Source organism: Camelimonas lactis, assembly GCF_004342915.1.
GTDB lineage: Bacteria > Pseudomonadota > Alphaproteobacteria > Rhizobiales > Beijerinckiaceae > Camelimonas > Camelimonas lactis.
The window spans coordinates 40,443-61,729 of sequence record NZ_SLWL01000003.1 but is presented as its reverse complement, the minus strand read 5'-3'; the positions used below and the strand labels follow the sequence as shown (position 1 = coordinate 61,729).

Below are 21,287 nucleotides of genomic sequence, written 5' to 3'. Positions count from 1 at the left end.
AGGCCGGCGGCGCGCGCGGAATTCTGGCGTGGAAACAATGCGGCGGGCCCGCATCCGTGATGGCCGGCATTCATGGCGTCATGGACGCGGACAGACGGACGGCAATGGCCGGCGATCATTGGGAACGACATGAGCGACAACGACAGGAAGGGTTTCTTTTCGCGGCTGTTCGGCGGCAAGAAAAACGCCGCTGAAGCGGAAAAGCCTGCCGAAGCGCCCGAAAAGCTCGACCACGAAGCGGCGAAACCGGAAGAGCCGGCTGCGAAACCGGATCACGCCGCCACGGCGCCCGGGCCTGTCGCGCAATCCCCGGCGCCTGGCGTGACGCCGGCGCCGGTGTCCGCAACCGAAACGCCTGCCCCGCCGGCGCCGGTCGCGCCATCTCCTGTCGCGCCATCTCCTGTTGCGCCATCTCCTGTTGCGCCTGCGCCGGCCTCGCCGACCCCTGCTACTTCGCCTGTTGCGCTTGCGCCCGCGACGCCTGCTCCGCAGACATCTGCCCCGGCGCCGCAGGACGCGCCAGCCGCTCCGTCACATCCGGCTGCCGCGGCGGCTTCCGCTCCCGCGCCGGTTTCTGCGCCCGCGCCAATTCCTGCTCCCCCAACGCCTGCCCCGGCGCCCGATCCTGCCCCGGCGCCCGATCCTGCCGCGACGCCGGTCGCGGTCGTTGCGACCCCGCCAGTCAAACAAAGCTGGTGGCAGCGGCTGAAGGGCGGGCTTTCCCGCACCTCATCCTCGATCGGAACCGGCATCACCGATCTGTTCGTGCGCCGCAAACTCGATGCGGCGGCGCTGGAGGATCTGGAAGACATCCTGATCCAGGCCGACCTCGGCGTTGACACCACGGATCGCATCATCAAGGCGGTCAGCGCTGGCCGTTACGACAAGGAAATCTCCGCCGATGAGGTGAAGCAGGTTCTGGCGCGCGAGGTGGAGGCGACGCTGACGCCGGTGGCGCAGCCGCTGGTCATCGACGCGGACCACAAGCCGTTCGTCATCCTGATGATCGGCGTCAACGGCGCCGGCAAGACCACCACCATCGGCAAGCTGGCGCAAAAGTTTCGCGCCGAGGGCCGTTCGGTGATGCTGGCGGCGGGCGACACCTTTCGCGCGGCGGCGATCGAGCAGCTCAAGGTCTGGGGCGAGCGGACCGGCGCGACGGTCATCGCCCGGCCGCAGGGTTCGGACGCGGCGGGCCTGGCCTTCGACGCCCTGAAGGAGGCGAAGGAACGCGGCGTCGACGTTCTGATGATCGACACCGCCGGCCGTCTGCAGAACAAGGCCGGCCTGATGGCCGAACTGGAGAAAATCGTTCGCGTGGTGAAAAAGTTCGACGCCGGCGCGCCTCATGCGGCGTTGCTGGTGCTGGACGCCACCACCGGCCAGAACGCTGTCAATCAGGTGGAGATTTTCGCGAAAACCGCTGGCGTCACCGGGCTGGTGATGACCAAGCTCGACGGCACGGCGCGCGGCGGCATTCTGGTGTCGATCGCGGCGAAATCTGGCCTGCCGGTGCATTTCATTGGCGTCGGCGAGAGCGTCGATGATCTGGAGCCGTTTTCCGCCCGCGACTTCGCCCGGGCCATCGCGGGCTTGCCCGAGGCGCGTTAAGCGCCCGCGGCGGGCTTCACGCCGCCCGCCGCGTTGTCGGACAGATGGGCGCTGGTTTCAGTAGCCACGGCGGCCGTGCCTGATCTGCCTGTGGCGGGCGAGGCAGTTATAGGTGCACTGCTCATATTTATCCGGGCGGAGCGGATGCCTCGCCATGCAGTAGCTCTGGCAGTAGATGACTTCCTGCTCTGTTGAATCCTCCGGGGCGGCGGCGGCGACGGAGGCTGAACCGGCGAGCATCATGAGCGCCCAGATGACGGGCCGAAGCATGCAAATATCCTTCTGACTTTTGAGTATGGCTGGTCACAGGCGGGCGCGCGGTCAATGCCTGAAGGAGTTGCGGGACTTCTCTGATGCGCGCGCCCGTCTTTTCATCCGGATCGTTCCCTGGCAGACGATCTGCGCCAGACCGTTGCGGACAATCGGTTCATGTCACTGCCCCGACAGGCGTGTGATGCAGTCCTCGACGCATGTAAGGATGACTTCGGGCGCCTGACACAGACAGTGGTTCACGCATGTTTGCCATATTTCCTGGGAAACAGGCTTCGGCGTCTGATCGAGCGCCATGGCGCTGGTGGTCAGCAGGCCGGCGCACGTCATGATGATCAGCCGTGTCATACGCGTCTCCATAGTCATATCACGCCCGGGACGGCGGCGGCCGGTAAGGACGTGGTGATTCTGGAGCGGAGCAGATGGCGTGTCGGCTCCCATATGGAGATGGAATGACAAATCTGGAGCGGGATGCGGTTGTGTTGCATCACCCCTCCCATCTTTTTTGAACGCAAGATTGTTCGCGAACAGCCTTTAACGGCCTGTTCGCACCGTGCGCTGGGGCGCTTCGTTTAAATCTGGTTACGGAGGCGCGCTGGTCGCCTTCATTCAACGCATTTCCTGATGGAGGTGGAAACTCCTTTTTCAGAAAATGTCCCGGAGCATTTTTCGATCCATCGGGATCAGCAAATGCTCCGGTTCTGCACGCGTGGGGGGCAGCCTGGTCGATCAGCCGTTTCCGGCTGACCGGACAGCGTTTTAGCCTCGCCGGTTCTGGCGGTTGTTGACCAGCTCATCCACCACGGCCGGATCCGACAGGGTGGACGTGTCGCCCAGGGCGCCGAAATCGTCCTCGGCGATCTTGCGCAGGATGCGGCGCATGATCTTGCCCGAGCGGGTTTTTGGCAGATTGGGCGCGAACTGGATCAGGTCGGGCGTGGCGATCGGGCCGATTTCCTGGCGCACCCAGCCCACCAGCTCCTTGCGCAGGGTTTCGGTCGGCTCCACGCCGGACATCAGCGTGACGTAGGCGTAAATGCCCTGCCCCTTGATGTCGTGCGGGTAGCCGACGACCGCCGCCTCCGAGACGCTGGCGTGCGCCACCAGCGCCGATTCCACCTCGGCGGTGCCCATGCGGTGGCCCGAGACGTTGATGACGTCGTCGACGCGTCCGGTGATCCAGTAATAGCCGTCGGCGTCGCGGCGGCAGCCGTCGCCGCTGAAATATTTGCCCGGATAGGTGGCGAAATAGGTGTCCATGAAACGCTGGTGGTCGCCGTAGACCGTGCGCATCTGGCCAGGCCAGGAGTCGGCGATCACCAGATTGCCCTCGGCCTCGCCCTCCAGCACCTTGCCGTCGGCGTCGACCAGTTCGGGCCGGATGCCGAACAGCGGCAGGGTGGCGGAGCCAGGCTTCAGCGTGGTGGCGCCGGGCAGCGGGCTGATCAGCACGCCGCCGGTCTCGGTTTGCCACCAGGTATCGACGATGGGGCAGCGGTCGTCGCCGACGACCCGGTGATACCACTCCCAGGCTTCGGGGTTGATCGGCTCGCCCACCGAGCCCAGCAGGCGCAGGGAGGCGCGGGAGGTCGCCTTCACCGGCGCGTCGCCGGCCTGCATCAGCGAGCGCAGGGCGGTGGGGGCGGTGTAGAAGGTGTTGACCTGGTGCTTGTCGATCACCTGCCAGAACCGCGACATGTCCGGATAATTGGGCACGCCCTCGAACATCAGCGTCGTGGCGCCGTTGGTCAGCGGTCCGTAGAGGATGTAGCTGTGGCCGGTCACCCAGCCCACGTCGGCGGTGCACCAGTAGATGTCGCCGTCATGGTAGTCGAAGACATATTTGTGAGTGATCGACGTATAGACCAGATAGCCGGCGGTGGTGTGCAGCACGCCCTTGGGTTTGCCGGTGGAGCCGGAGGTGTACAGGATGAACAGCGGGTGCTCCGCCTCCACATGTTCGCACGGGCATTCGGCGGTGACCATCTCGCGCGCCGCGTCGTACCAGACGTCGCGCAGCGGATCCATGGCGACATTGGCGCCGGTGCGCCGCACCACAATCACGTGGTCCACGTCAACGCCAGGCGGCAGGCGGTCGATGGCGGCGTCGACATTGGCCTTCAGGGCGACCTTGCGGCCGCCGCGCAGGCCCTCGTCGGCGGTGATGACGACGCGCGAGCCGCAATCCTCGATGCGGCCGGCGAGCGAATCCGGCGAGAAGCCGCCGAACACCACCGAATGCACGGCTCCGAGGCGGGCGCAGGCCAGCATGGCGTAGGCCGCTTCGGGGATCATTGGCATGTAGATGGTGACGCGGTCGCCCTTGCCGACATTGCGGTTGCGCAGCACGTTGGCGAAGCGGCAGACCTCGTCGTGCAGCTCCTGGTAGGTGATGTGCTTCGACTCGGACGGATCGTCGCCTTCCCAGATGATGGCGACCTGATCGGCGCGCGTCTCCAGGTGACGGTCGATGCAGTTATAGGCGGCGTTGGTGACGCCGTCCTCATACCAGCGGATCGACACGGCGCCGGGGGCGAAGCTGGTGTTCTTGACGCGGGTATAGGGTTTGAACCAGTCGATGCGCTGGCCGTGCTCGTCCCAGAACAGCTCCGGATCGGCGATCGAGGCGTCGTACATCTCCCGGCTGGTCTGGGGATTGACCCACGCGCGCGGCTGCCATTCGGGAGGCGGCGGATAGGTCTTGCCGTGGGACAGATCGGTCATTGCGTGCTCCCCAGTAAATCTGGCGCCGCCAGGCGGGACCGCTGTCCCCCGGGGCGCGCGTCGTTCATATGGACGATTGGCGGCGAGGTTAGCCGGGCGCGGCCGCGCGGCGCAAGGCGGCCAATGGATCAGGGCGGTGGACGCCGCATCGTCGCGGCGTCATTCGGCCGGCAGGCCGCCCAGTTCGCGCATCACCCGCCATTCCGCCGCGCTCACCGGCTGGACCGACAGGCGGGAGTTGTTGACCAGCACCATGTCCTTGAGGCGCGGCTCGTGCTTCGCCTCCTCCAGGGTGACGGGGCGCGGCAGCGGCTCGATCGCCTTGATGTCGACCATGCCGAATTTGCCCGTGGGATCGGTGTGATCGGGGTAATAGGGTCTGATGACCTCGACGATCCCGACGATCGCCTTGCCCTGGTTGGAGTGGTAGAAAAAGCCGCGATCGCCAACCTTCATCGCCATCATGTTCTGTTTGGCGACATGGTTGCGCACGCCGTTCCAGTGCTCGCCGGCGTCGCCGCGCGCAACCTGCTGTTCCCACGACCACGTATCTGGTTCGGATTTGAACAGCCAGTAAGCCATGAATTCTGCTCCTGAGTCCTGGCGGTTGATCTGGAGGGGCCACGAAACGGCGGTCAGGGCAATTCCCCTCACGCCGCGCCAGACCTCGGCGCCTCCATCTGGTTTAACCCGTTCGCCCGTGTTCGCGGGCATTCCCGCACGGAAAGCGGCGTCCGCTTTTCGCGATGGCGCGTCAACTCTCGCGCCGCAGCGGTCGCATCATCAGCGCGTCCACGGCGTCGTCGACGCCAAGGCGTCCGTCGAGGATATCGGCGACGGCGCTCGCCACCGGCATGTCGACGCCGGCGGCGCGGGCCCGTTGCAACAGCACCGGCGCTGTCGCCGCGCCCTCGGTGAGCTTGCCGCCGCCCGCCGCCGCCAGGGCGACGCCGGCGCCCAGCGCCTCGCCGAAGGCGAAGTTGCGCGACTGGGCGGAGCCGCAGGTCAGCACCAGGTCGCCGAGGCCGGAAAGTCCCATCAGCGTCGCGGTTTCGCCGCCGAAAGCCGTGGCGAAGCGCACCAGTTCGGCGAAGCCGCGCGCCACCAGGGCGGCGCGGGCGCTCTCGCCGAGGCCACGCCCCATGACAATGCCGCAGGCGATGGCCAAAACGTTCTTGGCGGCGCCGCCGATCTCGACGCCGCGCATGTCGCCACTGTGATAGACGCGCAGGGTCGGGCCGGAGAGGCGTCGCGCCAGCCGCGCCGCCAGCCATTCGTCATCGGCCGCCAGAACCACCGCCGTTGGCAGGCCGCGCGCCACGTCAGCGGCGAAGCTGGGGCCGGAGAGCACCGCGGGAACAGCTTCCGGCAGGGACTGGCGCACGATGTCCGACATGAACAGGCCGGAGCCGCGCTCGATGCCCTTGGCGCAGATGATGACCGGCAGGCCCGGGCGCGACAGATGCGGCTTCAGCCCCGCAAGGGCGGCGCGGATCTGCTGGGCCGGGATGACCAGAAGCACGGCGTCGGCGCCCGCCATGACGGCGGGGTCGGACGATGGCGCCACGCCGTCGGCGAGGGTGACCCCCGGCAGGAAGCGTTCGTTGACGCGCCGCGTCGCCATGGCCGCCATATCGGCGGCGTTGCGCCCCCACAGGGGAACGGATTCCGCGCTAGCCATGACGTCAGGCTGCGCGCGGGCGGCGGCGTTGGCCAAAGCGGTTCCCCAGGCGCCGGCGCCGATGACGGCGATGCGCAGGGGCGACGCAAAAGCGTCAGATGCCTCCGCCATCGCCGTCAGGCCTTGGCGCCGGCGCGGGTGTCCTTGCTGGCGTCCAGCGGCCAGCGTGGACGGGCGGCGACGGTGAGATCGTCCTGGATGCCCATGCGCAGGCGCTCCAGCCCGGCCCAGGCGATGATGGCGCCATTGTCGGTGCACAGGGCCAGCGGCGGCGCCACGAGGCGAACGCCAGCTTCGGCCGCCAGCCGCTCCAGCCCGCGCCGGATCGCCATGTTGGCGGCGACGCCGCCGGCGACGACCAGCGCCGTGGGGTGGCCGGCGATATCGCGGAAACCGCGCAGGGCGACGCGGGTGCGGTCCGCCACCACGTCGACCACCGCCGCCTGGAAGGAGGCGCACAGGTCCGAGACGTCGGAGGCGCGCAATGGCAGGATTTTCTGGGCTTCCTGGCGCACGGCGGTTTTCAGGCCGGACAGGGAGAAATCGGCCACCGGCCGGCCCTGCATGGGACGCGGCAGGTGGAAGCGCTCCGGGTTGCCTTTCTTCGCCTCGCGCTCGACCTGCGGGCCGCCGGGATAGGGCAGGCCCAACATCTTGGCCACCTTGTCGAACGCCTCGCCGATGGCGTCGTCGATGGTGGTGCCGAGGCGGACGTAATCGCCGACGCCGCGCACGGCGATGAGCTGGGTGTGGCCGCCGGAGGCGAGCAGCAGCAGATAGGGGAACTGCACCTGTTCGATCAGGCGGGGCGTCAGGGCGTGGCCTTCCAGGTGGTTGACGGCGATCAGCGGTTTGCCGGTAACGAGGGAAAGCGCCTTGGCGGTGGTGAGGCCGATCATGACGCCGCCAATCAGGCCGGGGCCGGCCGCGGCGGCGAAACCGTCGATGTCGGAGAGTTCGACGCCGGCGCGCTCCAGGGCGCGGGCGACCATGTGATCCACCGCCTCCACATGGGCGCGGGCGGCGATTTCCGGCACCACGCCGCCATAGGCGGCGTGGGCGGCGATCTGGCTCAGCACCTCGCTGGAGCGAATGATCGGACGCCCGGCGCCGTCGGTTTCAACCACGGCCGCCGCCGTTTCGTCGCAGGTGGTCTCGATGCCGAGGACGCGCATGGTGCTCCCGTAACTCCGCCGCTGACGGGCTTCCGGGAGGATGAAGGCCCCGCCCGGTTGAAGGATGTCTGCCCTATCGTTTTGATTTGACGCGTTTTCCTGATGCGAAGCCGCGCCGGATCCGTCTGGGGATGCTTTAGAGCATGTTACAGGCAAAGGAAATTGCCAAGCGCGGGAACCCGGCGCCGGCAGGGCGCGCGCGCTGGCCGCGGCGGCGGCCCTGTGGACGACGCGCCGGCGGTTGCGGCAACCTGTCCGCAAATCGGCTCCCACTTTTGCAACCAATGTTTTATAGAGACCGCGCCGGAGCGCGCCTGGATGGTCTTGTCCGCCAGGAACGCGCCGCGCGACACCCGGATTTCGCAGCCGATGCTGCAGCGGGCGTTCCGGCTGGCCGCCGGGACGCCCGCCTGTTTTGAGACAGGACCGCCACATGTCCATTTCCCGCCTTGTCGTCGGCACGCGCGGAAGCCCGCTGGCCCTCGCCCAGGCGAACATCGTGCGGGACCGTCTGATCGCCGGCATTGGCCTTGATCCCGATCAGGTCGTGCTGGAGGTGATCCGCACCACCGGCGACATGATCCAGGACCGCGCCCTGTCCGAGGCGGGGGGCAAGGGACTGTTCACCAAGGAGCTGGATTCGGCGCTGCAGGCCGGAGCCATCGATCTGGCGGTGCATTCGGCCAAGGACCTGCCGACCTGGCTGCCCGACGACCTGACGATCGCCGGCTATCTGGAGCGCGAGGACGTGCGCGACGTGCTCATCGCGCCGAACGCGCGCGGGCTGGCCGATCTGCGGCCTGGCGCCGTGGTGGGCACGGCCTCGCTGCGCCGCGCCGCCCAGGTGCGGCGCCTGCGCCCGGACGTGACCACGGGCCTGTTGCGCGGCAATGTGCAGACCCGTCTCGCCCGCCTGCATGAAGGCCGTTTCGACGCCACCCTGCTGGCTTCGGCGGGGTTGCGGCGGCTGGGCGTGGCCGATCCTTCCGCCACCATTCTTGAGCTGGACGAGATGCTGCCGGCCGTCGGTCAGGGGGCCATCGCCATCACCGCGCGCACCGGCGATACGCCGGTGCTTGCTGCGCTGGACCGCATCATCTGCCCCGACACCGGCCATGCGCTGGCCGCAGAGCGCGCCTTCCTGACGGTGCTCGACGGTTCGTGCCGCACGCCGATCGCCGGCCTCGCCCAGGTGCGGGACGGCCGGCTGCTGCTGCGCGGCCTGCTGCTGGCGCTCGATGGCTCCGAATGGGTGGAGACGGTGCGCGAGGGACCGGTCAGCGACGCCCGGGCGCTTGGCGACGACGCCGGCCGCGATATCCAGGCCCGCGCCAACCCGGCGTTGTTGCAGCATCAGGGCGACCGGAACTGAGCCGGTAACCGGCCGATTGAATTCACGGGTCGCAGTCGCCTTTTGCCGGGAACCGGTTCACAATGCCTTCCGGGAATGCGGCCGGCGCCGGTTGTACGCGAATGCGGGACCTCTGGCGAAGGTCGCGGCGGATCGGGAGAGGCCCATGCGGATACTCGTCACGCGTCCAGGATCACGCGCCGGCCAGACCGAGCAACGCCTGCGCGCGATGGGGCATGACGTGGTCCGCGCCCCGGTGCTGACGATCGTTCCCAGCGGCGAGCCGATGCCGCATGGCGTGTTCGACGCCATCATTCTCACCAGTCCTGGCGCCCTGCTGGCGTTTCCCGAGCCGCCCGTGCATCTGCCGGTGCTGGCGGTGGGCGACCGCACGGCGGAAGACGCCCGCCGCGCCGGCTTCCTGCATGTGATGTCCGCCGCCGGCGACCGGCTCGATCTGGCGGACATGGCGCGCGAAACCCTGGCGCCGGAGCGCCGCCTGCTGATGGCCGTGGGGCGCGAGCGCAAGGAAGACCTGGCCGATCTGCTGCGCCACGCCGGCCACGACCCGGTGATCTGGGTTTGCTATCATGCTGACGCCGTCGACGCGCTGCCGCCCGGCGCGGCGCGCGCCCTTGCCGACGGGCGGATTGATTGCGCGCTGCATTATTCGCCGCGCAGCGCCGGGGTTTTCATGGCGCTTGCCGAACAGGCCGGCGTGCGCGAGGCGGTGGGCGCCATCGCCCATGTCGCCATCTCCGATGACGCCGCGGCGGTGCTGCGGGACGCTGGCGTCGGCCGCATCGTGACGGCGCGCCATCCGGACGAAGATGGCGTGATGGCGGCGCTGGAGGAGCTGGAGGCGGCCAGGTAACGCCGGCGGACAGCTTTCCAGGCAAGTTTGAGACAATTTTTTCACGGAGAACGACGGACGATGACGGACAGCTCTTCGACTGGAAAAGGCTCCCCTGGCGCCGGCGGCGCCGCTGGCGGCTCAACAGGAAGCGAGGGCAGGTCCACGGCCGGCAAATCATTGCGCCAGCCCACCACCATCGACCTGAAGGCGACGGCGTCCTCGATCGTCGAGCCTGGCGGCGCCGCCTCGCCCGCGGCCCCGTCGACGCCAGCCTCCGGCCAGCCGCCGGCGGCGGACACGGCGGCCGCCGCATCAGCCGGCGCGGCGACCGCTTCCGGGCCAGCATCGGCGACGGGTCCGAAAACCGTCTCCACCACGTCCGCCCCATCCCCGTCCGCCGCCGCCCCCGCGCCGCCCGGCGCGGCGAACTCCCCCGGGACCACGACGCGGGCCGGCGCGGACATGGCGTCGGCCGGGCGGGCGGAAGCGGGCGCCGCTGGCGGATCAGGAAAGCCGGGCGATGCGGCGGGTCGCGGCGCCGACCAGGCGGCGCGGCGCCCGCCCGCCGGGGCGTCGGCGCCGCCGTCCGCTTCGTCACCGTCCGCCTCGCCGCCAGCTTCGCCCAGGGCCGGGCTTGGCTTTGCTGGCGGAGTGCTGGCGGCGGTGATTGGCGCCGCCGCCGGCGTCGCCGGGGCCTGGGTCGTTTCGGTGATCCATCCCGGCTCCATTGCGACGATCCAGCAGGATGGCTCCATCGAGCAGCGGATTTCGGCTGTGGAGCAGGAATTGTCGGTCCGCATGGCGGCGATGGCGCCGAAAACCGATGTGGCGGCCCTGGCCGACAGGCTGACCGCCCTCAACCAGCAGCTTGCGGCCCTGGGCGAGCGGACCGGCGCTGACATCCGCGCCCTGGCGGCGCGGCCGGCCGGCCCTGGCGATGCCCAGGCGGCGAACGACGCCGCGGATAATACGGCGCTGACAGCGCAGATCGCGGCGCTGGAAAGCCGCCTCGGCGGCGCCGAGCAGGCGGCCCGGGAGGCAAATACGAAACTCGACGACGTGAGCGGCCAGGTCCGGGCGCTGGACGAGGCCGTGCAAAAACGCGATCCGGCGGCCGCGCAGGCAGCGGCGCAGAACGCGACGCGTCTGGCCGAGCAGGCGGACGGACGCGTCAGCGGTCTTGACGCGCGGTTGAACGATCTGGCGCGGCAGGTTGCGGACGGGGGCGAGGATCCACGCGTTAAGGCGCTGGTCCAGGCCGTGGCGGCGGCGGACGCGCTGGCGGCGATTCGTAACGGCCGACCACTGCCGCGCGATGTGGCGAACCTGGCGGCCGCCGGCGGCCAGGGCGCCGCCACGCCGCTGATGGGCGTGGAGGCGGGCGGCGTCGCCACCACAGCCAGGCTGCAACATGATTTCGCCGCCGTGCGTGACCGGCTCGCGGCCCTGCAGCACCAGAACGAAGGCGTGCTGGACCGGCTCACCGCCAGCGCATCGCGCCTGGTGCGAGTGCGGCCGATTGATCAGGAGGGGCGGCCCATCGCCGCCGCCGAAGGATCGGTGGACCGGGTTTCCGACCTGCTTGCCGCCGGTGATCTCGCCGGAGCCGAAGCCGCCTGGCGGGCATTGCCGCAGCCCCTGCGCGATGCGGTGCCGGAGTTTGGCGCGGCGCTCACCGCGCGGGTCGCCGCCGAGCGGGCGGCGCGCGGCGCCCTCGACGCGGCGCTGGCGGCGCTCGCCCGGCCAGAAACGGACAAACACGAGGGCACCCCCAGGGCCGGGCAGGGGGCGCGGCCATGATTCGCATCCTCTGGTACATCGTCATCATCGCCGTGCTCGCCACCGGCGCCGCCTGGCTGGCGGACCGGCCTGGCGACGTGGCCGTGGTCTGGCAGGGCTATCACATCGAAACGTCGGTGGCGGTGGCGGTGCTGCTGGTGCTGGCGGTCGTCGTGGCGGCGCTGCTGGCCTGGTCCGTGTTGCGGATGATTTTGCGCACGCCGGACCTGGTGGGGGCCGCGACCAGCGGGCGGCGGCGGGCGCGTGGCTTCACCGCCCTGTCGCGCGGCATGATCGCCGTTGGCTCTGGCGACGCCGCCATGGCGCGCCGCTACGCGCTGGAAGCGGGAAAGCTGCTCGGGCGGGAGCCGATGACGCTGCTGCTGCGCGCGCAGGCCGCGCAGCTTGCCGGTGACCGCAAGACGGCGGAGGCCGCCTTCAATGCCATGCTGGAGCAGCCGGAAACCCGGGTGCTTGGACTGCGCGGCCTGTATGTGGAGGCGCGGCGCAAGGGCGACCTTGCCAACGCTTTCGCCTTCGCCGGCAAGGCGGCGCAGCTCGATCCCGCGGTGGGTTGGGCCAATGAGGCCATGCTGGAGCATCTGGGGGCGCAGCGGCGCTGGCGCGACGCGCTGGGCATGCTTGAGCGCCGCCTCGCCACCGGCCGCATGGACAGGGACCTCGCCCGTCGCCAGCGGGCGGTGCTGCTGACGGCTGACGCGCTGGACAGCGCCGATACCGATCCAGATGGCGCGCTGGAGGCGGCGCGCCAGGCGACGAAGCTGGCGCCGGACCTGGTTCCGGCGGTGGCGCTGTACGGGCGGCTGCTGTCGCGCCAGGGCGCCCTGCGCAAGGCGTCGCGGGTGCTGGAGGCTGGCTGGAAGCAGGCGCAGCATCCCGAGATCGCCGCCGCCTACATCGACATGCGGCCAGGCGATTCGGCGCTGGACCGGCTCGACCGGGCCCGCAACCTGCAACGGCTGACGCCTGGTCACGAGGAAGCGCGCATCATCGTGGCGCGGACCGCCATCGACGCCCGCGAATACGACCGGGCTCGGGCGGCGCTGGAGCCGTTGCTGAAGGACCGGCCGCCGGCGCGGGTCTGCCTGATGATGGCGGAAATCGCGGAACACGGCCCGGCAGGCGCTGGCGCGGTGCGCGAATGGCTGGCGCGGGCGTCGCGGGCGCCGCGTGATCCGGCGTGGATCGCCGATGGCGTCGTGTCCGACCATTGGGAGCCGATCTCGCCGGTTAGCGGCCGACTCGACGCCTTCGTGTGGGCGGCGCCGACTGAACTGCTGGGCGCCCACCCCACCGCCTGGACATCGGAGGACGTGATCGCCGATGGCGACGAGACGATGGCGGCCGGCGATCTGCCCGGGCTGGAGGATGCGGCCGGTGCGCCGGCTCCGTCCGCAGGCCGGCTAATCGAGGCGTCGGTCGCGGCGACAGCCGGCAAGCCGTCGCCGGCCGCCGTGGCGTCCGCAGCGCCGCCGCCCGAGCGCGCAACGGAAGCGCGCGGGCCATCAGGCGCCGCCGCTCCGCAGCCGCCGGCAGGCGCGGGAACCACGCAACAGGCCGCCGCTGTTCCGGCGGCGGCTGCCGGCGCGGCGGGTGATGTGGCGACAGGCGGAGCAGGGGAAGCGTCCCCCAGGCCGCGCGTGGTCGCATCGCGGCCGCCGTCGGAGGTGATCTTCCCGATGGCGCATGCGCCGGATGATCCGGGCCCGGTCGCTGACGACGATGAAGGGTCGCCGCAGGTTTCCCGGCGCATCAACCTCTGACCAGCCTGGATCAGGCGGGGCGCACGCGTCCCGCCCGCCGCCGCTCCCAGCTCCGGGCGTCCGGCTCCGGGCCTCAGGCCGCCCTGGCGCGGATATCGGTGCGCGGGGCGTCGGCCGGGGCGAAGCTGTCGGCGCGGGCGATGCGCCAGGTGTCGGCGTAAAAGGGATGCTCGCCGCGACCTTCGAGGAGTTCGCCAGGCTCCAGGAACGGGAAGAGGTGCGAAAACAGCCGGATTTCCGTTGAATTGACCCGGCGCGCGATATGGTGCGGCGCGATTTCCGATGGGTGACGCAGGCCGGCGGCCGCCAGCAGTTCCGCCAGGGCGTGCAGGGTGCTGCGATGGAAATTGGCGACGCGTTCGGCCTTGTCGGTCACCACGACGGCGCGCTGGCGCAAGGGGTCCTGGGTGGCGACGCCGGTCGGGCAGTGATTGGTGTGGCAACTGCGCGACTGGATGCAGCCGACGGCGAACATGAAGCCACGGGCGCTGTTGACCCAGTCGGCGCCCAGCGCCATGGCGCAGGCCATGTCGAACGCCGAGATGATCTTGCCGGCGGCGCCGACGCGGATCTGGTCGCGCAGGCCGGCGCCGACCAGGGTGTTGTGGACAAACAGCAGCGCCTCGCGCAGCGGCACGCCCATGTTGTCGGTGAACTCGACCGGCGCCGAGCCCGTGCCGCCCTCGGAGCCGTCAACCACGACGAAATCCGGAACGATCCCCGTCTCCAGCATCGCCTTGACGATGGCCATGAACTCCCAGGGCTGGCCGATCGCCAGCTTGAAGCCTACCGGCTTGCCGCCGGACAGCTCGCGCAACTCCTTGACGAAAGCCATCATCTCCAGCGGCGTGTGGAAGCGGCTGTGGGACGGCGGCGAGACGCAGTCGTGGCCCAGGGGAATGCCGCGGGTCTCGGCGATCTCGGGCGTGATCTTGCTGGCTGGCAGAATGCCGCCGTGGCCAGGCTTGGCGCCCTGGCTGACCTTGATCTCGATCATGCGGATACGCGGATCGGCGGCGCGGGCGGCGAATTTTTCCGGCGAGAAGGAGCCGTCCGGGTTGCGACAGCCGAAATAGCCGCTGGCGATCTGCCAGACGAGATCGCCGCCGTGGCGCAGGTGGTAGGGGCTGACGCTGCCCTCGCCGGTGTCCTGGCAGAACTGGCCGAGTTTCGCGCCACGGTTCAGCGCCATGATGGCGTTGGCGCTGATGGCGCCGAAGCTCATGGCCGAAATGTTGAGCACCGAACCCGAATAGGGCTGGCCGCACTGGCTGTTGCCGATGGTGATGCGAAAGGTTTTCGGGTCCGCCAGCGGAGCCGTGCGGATGGAGTGGCCCATGAACTCATAGCGGTCCGCATAGGTGTCCAGCGTGGTGCCGAAGGGGCGCTGGTCCGGCTCCGCCTTGGCGCGCTGGTAGACCAGCGAGCGTTGCGCCCGCGAGAATGGCAGGCTTTCCGCGTCGGTTTCAAAGAAGTACTGGCGCATCTCGGGGCGCACGGCCTCGAACATGAAGCGCATGTGGCCAATAACCGGATAGTTGCGGGTGATGGCGTGCCGGGTTTGCAACAGGTCATAAATCCCGACCAGCGTCAGCGCCGCGAACAGCCAGGCCCAAAACCGGCCGAACAACAGGTGGTCGGCGAACAGGCCGCACAGAATCATCAGAACAATGCAACAGACGAAAACGGCGTAGCGGCCGAGAAGTTGCAGCCTGAGCAAGCCCTGCATGGATTGGCCTTCCTGCTGTTCCAGCACTCTTGTTGTACATGGCCGCAAAACCGGCGGCGTCATTTCGCGGTCATGCGGCGGCGGCGACGATCAGGCAACATATGGGCGCTTTCGGCAAGGGCGCGCGCGAAGGGGCATGGCGCCGTCTGATTTTTTCACGTCGCAAAACCGCGTCCGGCCCGCCGCCATGTGGCGCGGGCCACGACGCGCGCGGGCGCGATTCTGCGCCAACGCACGGGGGCGCCGGGCGCGTGTCGCGGGCGCGCCCACGACGTCGCGATCCGGCCGTTTGGGGCCGCGCGGGGCTTATGGAGCGTGTGTGAAGCGCATGGGTTGTGGTTTGCGGCGGCATGAGGCTTGCAAACGGGCGTCATTTGGGGCAAGGAAGCGCCCGGAAGCCGCAGTAGCTCAGTCGGTAGAGCGGCGCATTCGTAATGCGTAGGTCGGGGGTTCGAATCCCTTCTGCGGCACCACTTCCTCCAAAGCTTCGCTAGTCCATATGGCCCGCCGCCGCTGGCGCGGCCGGACAGCTGCGTCAGGAGTTGGTCCCCGGAGGGTGGGGCGCTGCTTCCGCGTATGCGCCATGCGCTCCCTGGCCCCTGGATCGCCTCCCGCGCGCCCCGACGCGCGCGACGCACGGCGAAGAATCGCCTGCAAATCCAATTGCCTGCAAATCCACCTGCAGGCCCGCCTGTTCAATTTGCAGCAACAGGGCGGGTCACGACATGCGCGCGCGCACATAAGCGCCGTCGCGGGGAGGCGCACGATGGCTCTGCAATAAAAGCAGAAGGGCGAAAACAGGCGTCATGGGAACAGGGATACTGACCGAAACAATTCTGATCGCGCTGATTTTCACGGGACTGGCGGCGTTGCTGATCCGGCAGCGCCGGTGATGACAGGTTTTGTCAGCCAGCGCGCCGTATCGCTCTTTCCTCAGTCCTCCGCCGTTGGCTGGGTGGTGAAGCCGGTGAGCGGGCCGAGGTCGATGGCGTCGCGGCCGATCTCGATGTCGCTGCTGACGTAGGCGGCGGTCAGTTCGGCGACGGAACGCAACGCGTCGAGATGGATGCGTTCGTAGCCGTGGCTGGCGTCGACGCCGAAGGTGATCAACGCCGTGCGCACGTCATGACCGGCGACAATCGCCGAGGCGCTGTCTGAGCGATAGTAACGGAAGATGTCGCGCTGGAAGGCGATGGCGTTGTCCTGGCACAGCCGGATCAGCTTGCGCGTCAGGTGGTAGTCGAATGGCCCGCCCATATCCGCCATGGCGATGGTGACGCCGGTTTCGCGGCTGTTCTGGCCGGGCGCTGTCGTGCCGTTGTCGACGGTGACCATGGAGGCGATGTCGCCGGTGAGCACGGCGGCGGCGCCGACGCCAACCTCCTCGGTGATCGAGAAAATGAACCAGGTGTCGACTGGCGGGCGCTGGCCGGTTTCCTTGCTGGCGTCGGCCAGCGCCTTGATCGCCGCCAGCATCGCCGCGACGCCGGCCTTGTCGTCGAGGTGGCGGGAAACGATGAAGCCGTTGTCGAGGAACTCCGGCTGGGGATCAATCGCCACCACATCGCCAATGGCGACGCCAATGTGCTCCAGATCGGCGCGGGTGGCGGCGTGTTCGTCGATGCGCAGCTCGATGTGGTCCCAGCCGGTGGGCTGCGTGTCGACCTCATCGCCATAGGTATGGCCGGAAGCTTTCAGAGGCAGGATGGTGCCGCGGCAGGAACCGTTTTCCATGAACACGGTGCAGCGCGCGCCCTCGGCGAACCTGGCCGACCACGTGCCGATCGAAACCAGCTCAAGCCGGCCGTTGTCCTTCAGCGCCCGCACCTGGGCCCCCAGGGTGTCGAGGTGGCCAATGATGGCGCGCGCCGGGCGACGCTCCTCACCGTACAGGCAGGCGCGGATGGCGCCGCGCCGGGTGATCTCATAGTTGACGCCGAGCGCCGCCAGCTCCTCGCAGCAGGCGCGGACCACATTGTCGGTGAAGCCCGAGGGACTTGGAATGTCGAGCAGACGGCGCAGGACATTGCAGAGGTAGACGGTGTCGACGCCGGACGGCTGGAAGGCTTCCGGCTGCGCCTGGGTTGGTTCGGTGGGCTTGCGGGTCATGGGAAGGTCTGGTCTCCCTGATGGGACAATGTCTGGCGCGGTGAACGGGACGCGGGCGATGCCGCGCTATCCACGTCCTGAAAGCCCGGGCGCCCTGGAGCGCCAGCGGCGGCTGTCCATTGCGCGCGAGGGATGCGCGCGCGGGGATCGCGCGGGGATCATGGCCGGGACGCGGCCGGGAGCGAGTGGGGGAACAGAAGGTCAATGAAGCGCTGGGCCGTCGGTTGCGGCTCGTGATTGGCGAGCCCGGGGCGTTCGTTGGCCTCGATGAAAACATAGTCCGCGCTGGCCGGGTCCGGGACGATGAAATCAATGCCGGTGACCGGAATATTGATGGCGCGGGCGGCCTTCACCGCCGCTTCCGCCAGCGCCGGATTCACCGACCCCGTGACGTCGTGGATCGCGCCGCCGGTGTGCAGGTTGGCGGTCTTGCGCACCTGCAACTCCACGCCCGGCGGCAGCACGTTGCGCATGGCGTAGCCGGCGGCGGCGACGCAGCGGCGGGTTTCATTGTCCAGCGGTATCTGTGACTCGCCGCCGGTCGCGGCGGCGCGGCGCCGGCTCTGCCGTTCAATCAGGTCAACGATGGTGTGCTGGCCGTCGCCGATGATGCTGGCCGGGCTGCGGACCGCCGCCGCCACCACCTGGTAATCGATGACCACGAGGCGCAGGTCCTGCCCCTCCACATATTGCTCGACCAGCACCCGGTCGCTGAAGGCGCGGGCGGCGGCGATGGCCCCGGCGATGTCGTCATCGGCGTCGAGGCCAACGGCGACGCCCTTGCCCTGCTCGCCGCGCGCCGGCTTGATCACCACCTTGCCGTGCTTCGCCACAAACGCATCGACCCGTTCGATGTCGTCGGCCTCGATCTGGTCGGGCACGCGGACCCCGGCCGTCCCGACGAAGCGGCGCGTCACCTGCTTGTCGTCGCAGATTGACATGGCCACCGCCGAGGTCAGTTCGCTGAGGCTTTCGCGACAGTGCACCGAGCGGCCGCCATGGGTGATGCGGAAAAAGCCGCCTTCGGCGTCGGTCACCTCGACCAGCAGGCCGCGCCGGCGCGCTTCCTGGACGATAATGGCGGCGTAGGGGTTAAGCTGTTCCTCGTCGGCGGGCTGGCCGACGAACAGCGGCTCGTTGATCGAATTCTTGTGCTTTACCGAGAAGAACGGCACGCGCACGAAACCCAGCTTCTCGTAAAGCGCGATGGCCTGGGCGTTGTCATGCAGCACCGACAGGTCCATCCAGGGCGCGCCGCGCGCATGGAACAGGCTGGCGAGATGGCGCGTCAGGGCCTCGCCGACGCCAGGGCGCGGGGCCTGCGGATCAACCGCCAGGCACCACAGCGACGAGCCGGCCTCGGACACCCCCTCGATGCGCGCGTGATCGACGCCGGTCACCGTGCCCAGCACGCGCCTGGTGTCCTGATCGATGGCGACGAGGTGGATCAGGGCGCGGGCGTTGCGCGCCTTGGACAGGAAGAACTCCGGCCGCACCGGCGCCATCTTGCGGCGCAGGTAGATGTTGTTGACCGCGTCCGCTTCCGACATCGACGACAGCCGGCGGATGGTGAAGCCACGACCGCGCCGGTGCTCGGGGCGGTAGGTCGCCAGGTCGAGCCGGTAGGTGTGCGAGGGATCGAGGAACAGCTCCTGCGGCGCGGCGGCGATGGCCACGTGCGGATCGCGGATATAGACGGCGATATCGCGCTGGCCAGGCTTTTCGGCGCGCATCGCCGCGGCCAGTTCCTCGGGCGTGCGGAACGTGTGGCTGAACAGCAGCCGGCCCCAGCCGCACTCCAGCGTGACGTTCTCGCCCGATGGCTCCTGATCGTGCTCCACGGGCGGCTTGAGGCCGTGCTCGCGCAGCCGCTGCATGCGGTGGGCCATCATGCGCGAGCGGGTCTTGCGTTCGCGGGCGCCGCTTTTGCCGTTGCTTCTGGTGTCGTTCATCGCCGCGACCTCCCTCAGACGCCCTGGGTCTGCAGCCACATTTCCAGCAGCGCCGTCTGCCACAGCTCCGAACCGCGCAGGGGCGTGATGTGGGCGCGCGGGTCGGCGAACAGCGTCTCCAGCCAGTCCTGCCGGAACAGGCCGCGCTGGCGCGCCGCCGTGGAGCCGAGCGCGTCACGCGCCAGCTCCAGATAGGGCCCGTCGAGATATTTGAGCGCCGGCACCGGGAAATAGCCCTTGGGCCGGTCAATGACCTGCGGCGGAATCACCGTGCGCGCCACGTCCTTGAGGATGCCCTTGCCGCCATCCGCCAGCTTGAGGCTGGCGGGCATGCGCGCAGCCAGCTCCACCAGATCATGGTCGAGAAACGGCACGCGGGCCTCAAGGCCGGCGGCCATGGTCATGTTGTCGACACGCTTCACCGGATCATCGACCAGCATGACGGTGGTGTCGAGGCGCAGCGCCTTGTCCACCGGATCATCGGCGCCAGGCCTGGCGAACTGCTCGCGCACGAAGGCCAGCGCCACGTCGTCGCCGGCGTACGCCGGGCCGATCTGCCGGCTCAGCGCGGCGTTGTCGCGATCGAAGAAGGCCTTCGCATACGCGGCCACCGGGTCGGGCGCGTTGGCCATCGGCGGATACCAATGATAGCCGGCAAATACTTCATCGGCTCCCTGGCCGCTCTGCACCACCCGGACGTGCTTCGCGACCTCGCGCGACAGCATGTAAAAGGCGACATTGTCATAGGACACCATGGGCTCGGACATGGAGGCGATGGCGCCGGGCAGGGCGCCAAGCAGATCCGCCGAGGGCACGAAGATTTTGGTGTGCGCCGTGGCAAAGTGCTGGGCGATAAGGTCGGAATAGACGAACTCGTCGCCGGATTCCTGGTTGGCCGCCTCGAAGCCGATGGAGAAGGTGCGCAGGTCTTTCTGGCCCAGCTCGTCGAGCAGGCCGACAATCAGGCTGGAATCGACGCCGCCGGAGAGCAGCACGCCAACCGGCACGTCCGCCACCATGCGCCGGCGCACGGCCTCCGTCAGCGACGCCTTCAGCATCTCGCGCCACTCCGCCGCCGGGCGCGCGGCGTCCTCGCGGGAGCGGTCATAAGAGACGCGCCAGTAGACGTGATCCTCTTCGGCGCCGGCGGCGTCGATGACGCGGATGGTGGCCGGCGGCAGCTTCTTCACGCCGTTCAGAATGGTGCGCGGCGGCGGCACGACCGCATGGAAGCTCATGTAAAAGCGGAAAGCGACGGCGTCGATCGACGTATCGACGCCGCCGCCGGCAAGCAGCGCCGGCAGGGTCGAGGCGAAGCGCAGGCCGCTGGCCGTGCGGGCAAGATAGAGCGGCTTTACGCCCAGACGGTCGCGCGCGAGAATCAGGCGGCCGCTGTCGCGCTCGACAATGGCGACGGCGAACATGCCGGTGAGATGGCTGGCGAAATCGAGGCCCCACTGGGCGTAGGCGCGCAGCACCACCTCGGTGTCGCCCTCCGAGAAGAAGCGGTGGCCCAGCGTCTCAAGCTCGGCGCGCAGGGCGCGGTAATTGTAGATGCAACCATTGAACACGCCGGTGAGGCCGAGATCGGGGGCGGTCATCGGCTGTTCGGAGCGGGCCGACAGGTCGATGATCTGCAGGCGGCGATGGCCAAGCCCCCACCGCCCCCGGGTCACCACGCCTTCGGCGTCCGGGCCGCGCGGGGCGAGCACCTGGTTCATGGCTGCGATGGCGGATGGTGAGGCTTGCGTACCGTTGAATGTCACTTCTCCGCAAATTCCACACATACCGCAAAGCTCCTGTCAGTCGGCCGGCGCGCCCATGGCGGGCGGCGGACGCAAAAATGTGGTTGGGAAACGCCCGAGAAACACAATTGTTCCAGATCAGTTTCGGGAAATTTGCCGACATTTGCCAATTGCTGAAACGTTCGGTGATTCAGTGTTGATCAAATATTTTCAAGTATTTCAAAATAATGGAACATCAACTGAATTTGCGATGAAATTATTATATTTATTTCTTCAGTTTCTGGCGAAGCGAGGGAGAAAATGCAAAGACGCTCTGAAGCATTGACCGCGCGACGGGAAGGCCCCAGCCGCGATCGGCAGGCGGCAGGCGGCAGGCGGCAGGCGGCAGGCGGCAGGCGGCAGGCGGCAGGCGGCAGGCGGCAGGCGGCAGGCGGCAGGCGGCAGGTGCGGCTGGAGCGAATGCGTCGGCGGAAGTCTGGCGACCGGGTGATCACCATGCGCGGCGGTTTGGGCCGCGTGGT

General features: G+C 68.8%; 17 protein-coding genes and 1 tRNA gene. 7 read left to right on the top strand and 11 right to left on the bottom strand.

The genetic code is table 11. The features are described 5' to 3' along the window. Window positions 1–129: 129 nt before the first annotated feature. Complete coding sequence (gene ftsY / locus EV666_RS04815; RefSeq protein WP_132003924.1) at window positions 130–1,611, top strand: signal recognition particle-docking protein FtsY; 1,482 nt, start codon at window positions 130–132, stop codon at window positions 1,609–1,611. A gap of 57 nt (window positions 1,612–1,668) precedes the next feature. Here ftsY and EV666_RS04810 read toward each other — a convergent pair whose 3' ends face one another. From EV666_RS04810 to tsaD, 6 genes are all read right to left on the bottom strand, one after another. Continuing rightward, on the bottom strand, window positions 1,669–1,881 hold the full coding sequence (locus EV666_RS04810; protein ID WP_132003921.1) for a hypothetical protein: 213 nt from the start codon (window positions 1,879–1,881) through the stop codon (window positions 1,669–1,671). A 162-nt stretch (window positions 1,882–2,043) separates the two neighbouring features. After that, window positions 2,044–2,229: a hypothetical protein gene (locus EV666_RS04805; RefSeq protein WP_132003918.1), complete on the bottom strand. Its 186-nt coding sequence runs from the start codon at window positions 2,227–2,229 to the stop codon at window positions 2,044–2,046. 411 nt (window positions 2,230–2,640) lie between these two features. Then, window positions 2,641–4,605, bottom strand: coding sequence for an acetate--CoA ligase (acs, locus tag EV666_RS04800; protein WP_132003915.1), 1,965 nt, complete (start codon window positions 4,603–4,605; stop codon window positions 2,641–2,643). 159 nt (window positions 4,606–4,764) lie between these two features. Then, window positions 4,765–5,187: an EVE domain-containing protein gene (locus EV666_RS04795; RefSeq protein WP_132003912.1), complete on the bottom strand. Its 423-nt coding sequence runs from the start codon at window positions 5,185–5,187 to the stop codon at window positions 4,765–4,767. A 172-nt stretch (window positions 5,188–5,359) separates the two neighbouring features. Further along, window positions 5,360–6,397: an NAD(P)H-dependent glycerol-3-phosphate dehydrogenase gene (locus EV666_RS04790; RefSeq protein WP_132003909.1), complete on the bottom strand. Its 1,038-nt coding sequence runs from the start codon at window positions 6,395–6,397 to the stop codon at window positions 5,360–5,362. A 5-nt stretch (window positions 6,398–6,402) separates the two neighbouring features. Further along, the gene (tsaD, locus tag EV666_RS04785; RefSeq protein ID WP_132003906.1) at window positions 6,403–7,461 is read right to left on the bottom strand and encodes a tRNA (adenosine(37)-N6)-threonylcarbamoyltransferase complex transferase subunit TsaD; all 1,059 of its coding nucleotides are present in this window, start codon (window positions 7,459–7,461) and stop codon (window positions 6,403–6,405) included. A 433-nt stretch (window positions 7,462–7,894) separates the two neighbouring features. Here tsaD and hemC point away from each other — a divergent pair, with 433 nt between their 5' ends. Then, window positions 7,895–8,833, top strand: a complete 939-nt coding sequence (gene hemC, locus EV666_RS04780; protein WP_132003903.1) for a hydroxymethylbilane synthase — start codon at window positions 7,895–7,897, stop codon at window positions 8,831–8,833. 145 nt (window positions 8,834–8,978) lie between these two features. Then, on the top strand, window positions 8,979–9,686 hold the full coding sequence (locus tag EV666_RS04775; RefSeq protein WP_165909898.1) for a uroporphyrinogen-III synthase: 708 nt from the start codon (window positions 8,979–8,981) through the stop codon (window positions 9,684–9,686). 41 nt (window positions 9,687–9,727) lie between these two features. Here EV666_RS04775 and EV666_RS04770 read toward each other — a convergent pair whose 3' ends face one another. Then, the gene (locus tag EV666_RS04770) at window positions 9,728–10,132 is read right to left on the bottom strand and encodes a hypothetical protein (protein ID WP_132003897.1); all 405 of its coding nucleotides are present in this window, start codon (window positions 10,130–10,132) and stop codon (window positions 9,728–9,730) included. Between EV666_RS04770 and EV666_RS04765 the strand changes: the two genes are divergently transcribed. Both EV666_RS04765 and EV666_RS04760 read left to right on the top strand, forming a co-directional pair. Further along, window positions 10,131–11,468, top strand: a complete 1,338-nt coding sequence (locus EV666_RS04765) for a hypothetical protein (RefSeq protein ID WP_132003894.1) — start codon at window positions 10,131–10,133, stop codon at window positions 11,466–11,468. The two genes, EV666_RS04770 and EV666_RS04765, sit on opposite strands and share 2 nt — an antisense overlap. After that, window positions 11,465–13,231 carry a heme biosynthesis protein HemY gene (locus tag EV666_RS04760; RefSeq protein ID WP_132003891.1) on the top strand — a complete coding sequence of 589 codons (1,767 nt, stop codon included), beginning with the start codon at window positions 11,465–11,467 and terminating at the stop codon, window positions 13,229–13,231. Before EV666_RS04765 ends, EV666_RS04760 begins: the two co-directional genes overlap by 4 nt. A 73-nt stretch (window positions 13,232–13,304) precedes the next feature. Here EV666_RS04760 and EV666_RS04755 read toward each other — a convergent pair whose 3' ends face one another. Further along, a complete protein-coding gene (locus tag EV666_RS04755) occupies window positions 13,305–14,960 on the bottom strand; it encodes an FMN-binding glutamate synthase family protein (RefSeq protein ID WP_132003888.1) in 1,656 nt (551 codons plus the stop codon). A gap of 397 nt (window positions 14,961–15,357) precedes the next feature. On the opposite strand from EV666_RS04755, the gene EV666_RS04750 reads away from it, so the two are divergent. After that, window positions 15,358–15,433, top strand: a tRNA-Thr gene (locus tag EV666_RS04750). Between the two features lie 460 nt (window positions 15,434–15,893). Here EV666_RS04750 and EV666_RS04745 read toward each other — a convergent pair. The 3 genes from EV666_RS04745 to EV666_RS04735 all read right to left on the bottom strand — a co-directional run bounded on the left by EV666_RS04745 (window position 15,894) and on the right by EV666_RS04735 (window position 20,808). Further along, window positions 15,894–17,069: an osmoprotectant NAGGN system M42 family peptidase gene (locus EV666_RS04745; RefSeq protein WP_132003885.1), complete on the bottom strand. Its 1,176-nt coding sequence runs from the start codon at window positions 17,067–17,069 to the stop codon at window positions 15,894–15,896. A 158-nt stretch (window positions 17,070–17,227) separates the two neighbouring features. Then, a complete protein-coding gene (gene ngg, locus EV666_RS04740) occupies window positions 17,228–19,021 on the bottom strand; it encodes an N-acetylglutaminylglutamine synthetase (RefSeq protein WP_165909897.1) in 1,794 nt (597 codons plus the stop codon). A gap of 14 nt (window positions 19,022–19,035) precedes the next feature. Continuing rightward, complete coding sequence (locus EV666_RS04735; RefSeq protein WP_132003882.1) at window positions 19,036–20,808, bottom strand: N-acetylglutaminylglutamine amidotransferase; 1,773 nt, start codon at window positions 20,806–20,808, stop codon at window positions 19,036–19,038. On the opposite strand from EV666_RS04735, the gene EV666_RS18165 reads away from it, so the two are divergent. Further along, window positions 20,741–21,091, top strand: coding sequence for a hypothetical protein (locus tag EV666_RS18165; RefSeq protein ID WP_165909893.1), 351 nt, complete (start codon window positions 20,741–20,743; stop codon window positions 21,089–21,091). The two genes, EV666_RS04735 and EV666_RS18165, sit on opposite strands and share 68 nt — an antisense overlap. Window positions 21,092–21,287 lie beyond the last annotated feature (196 nt).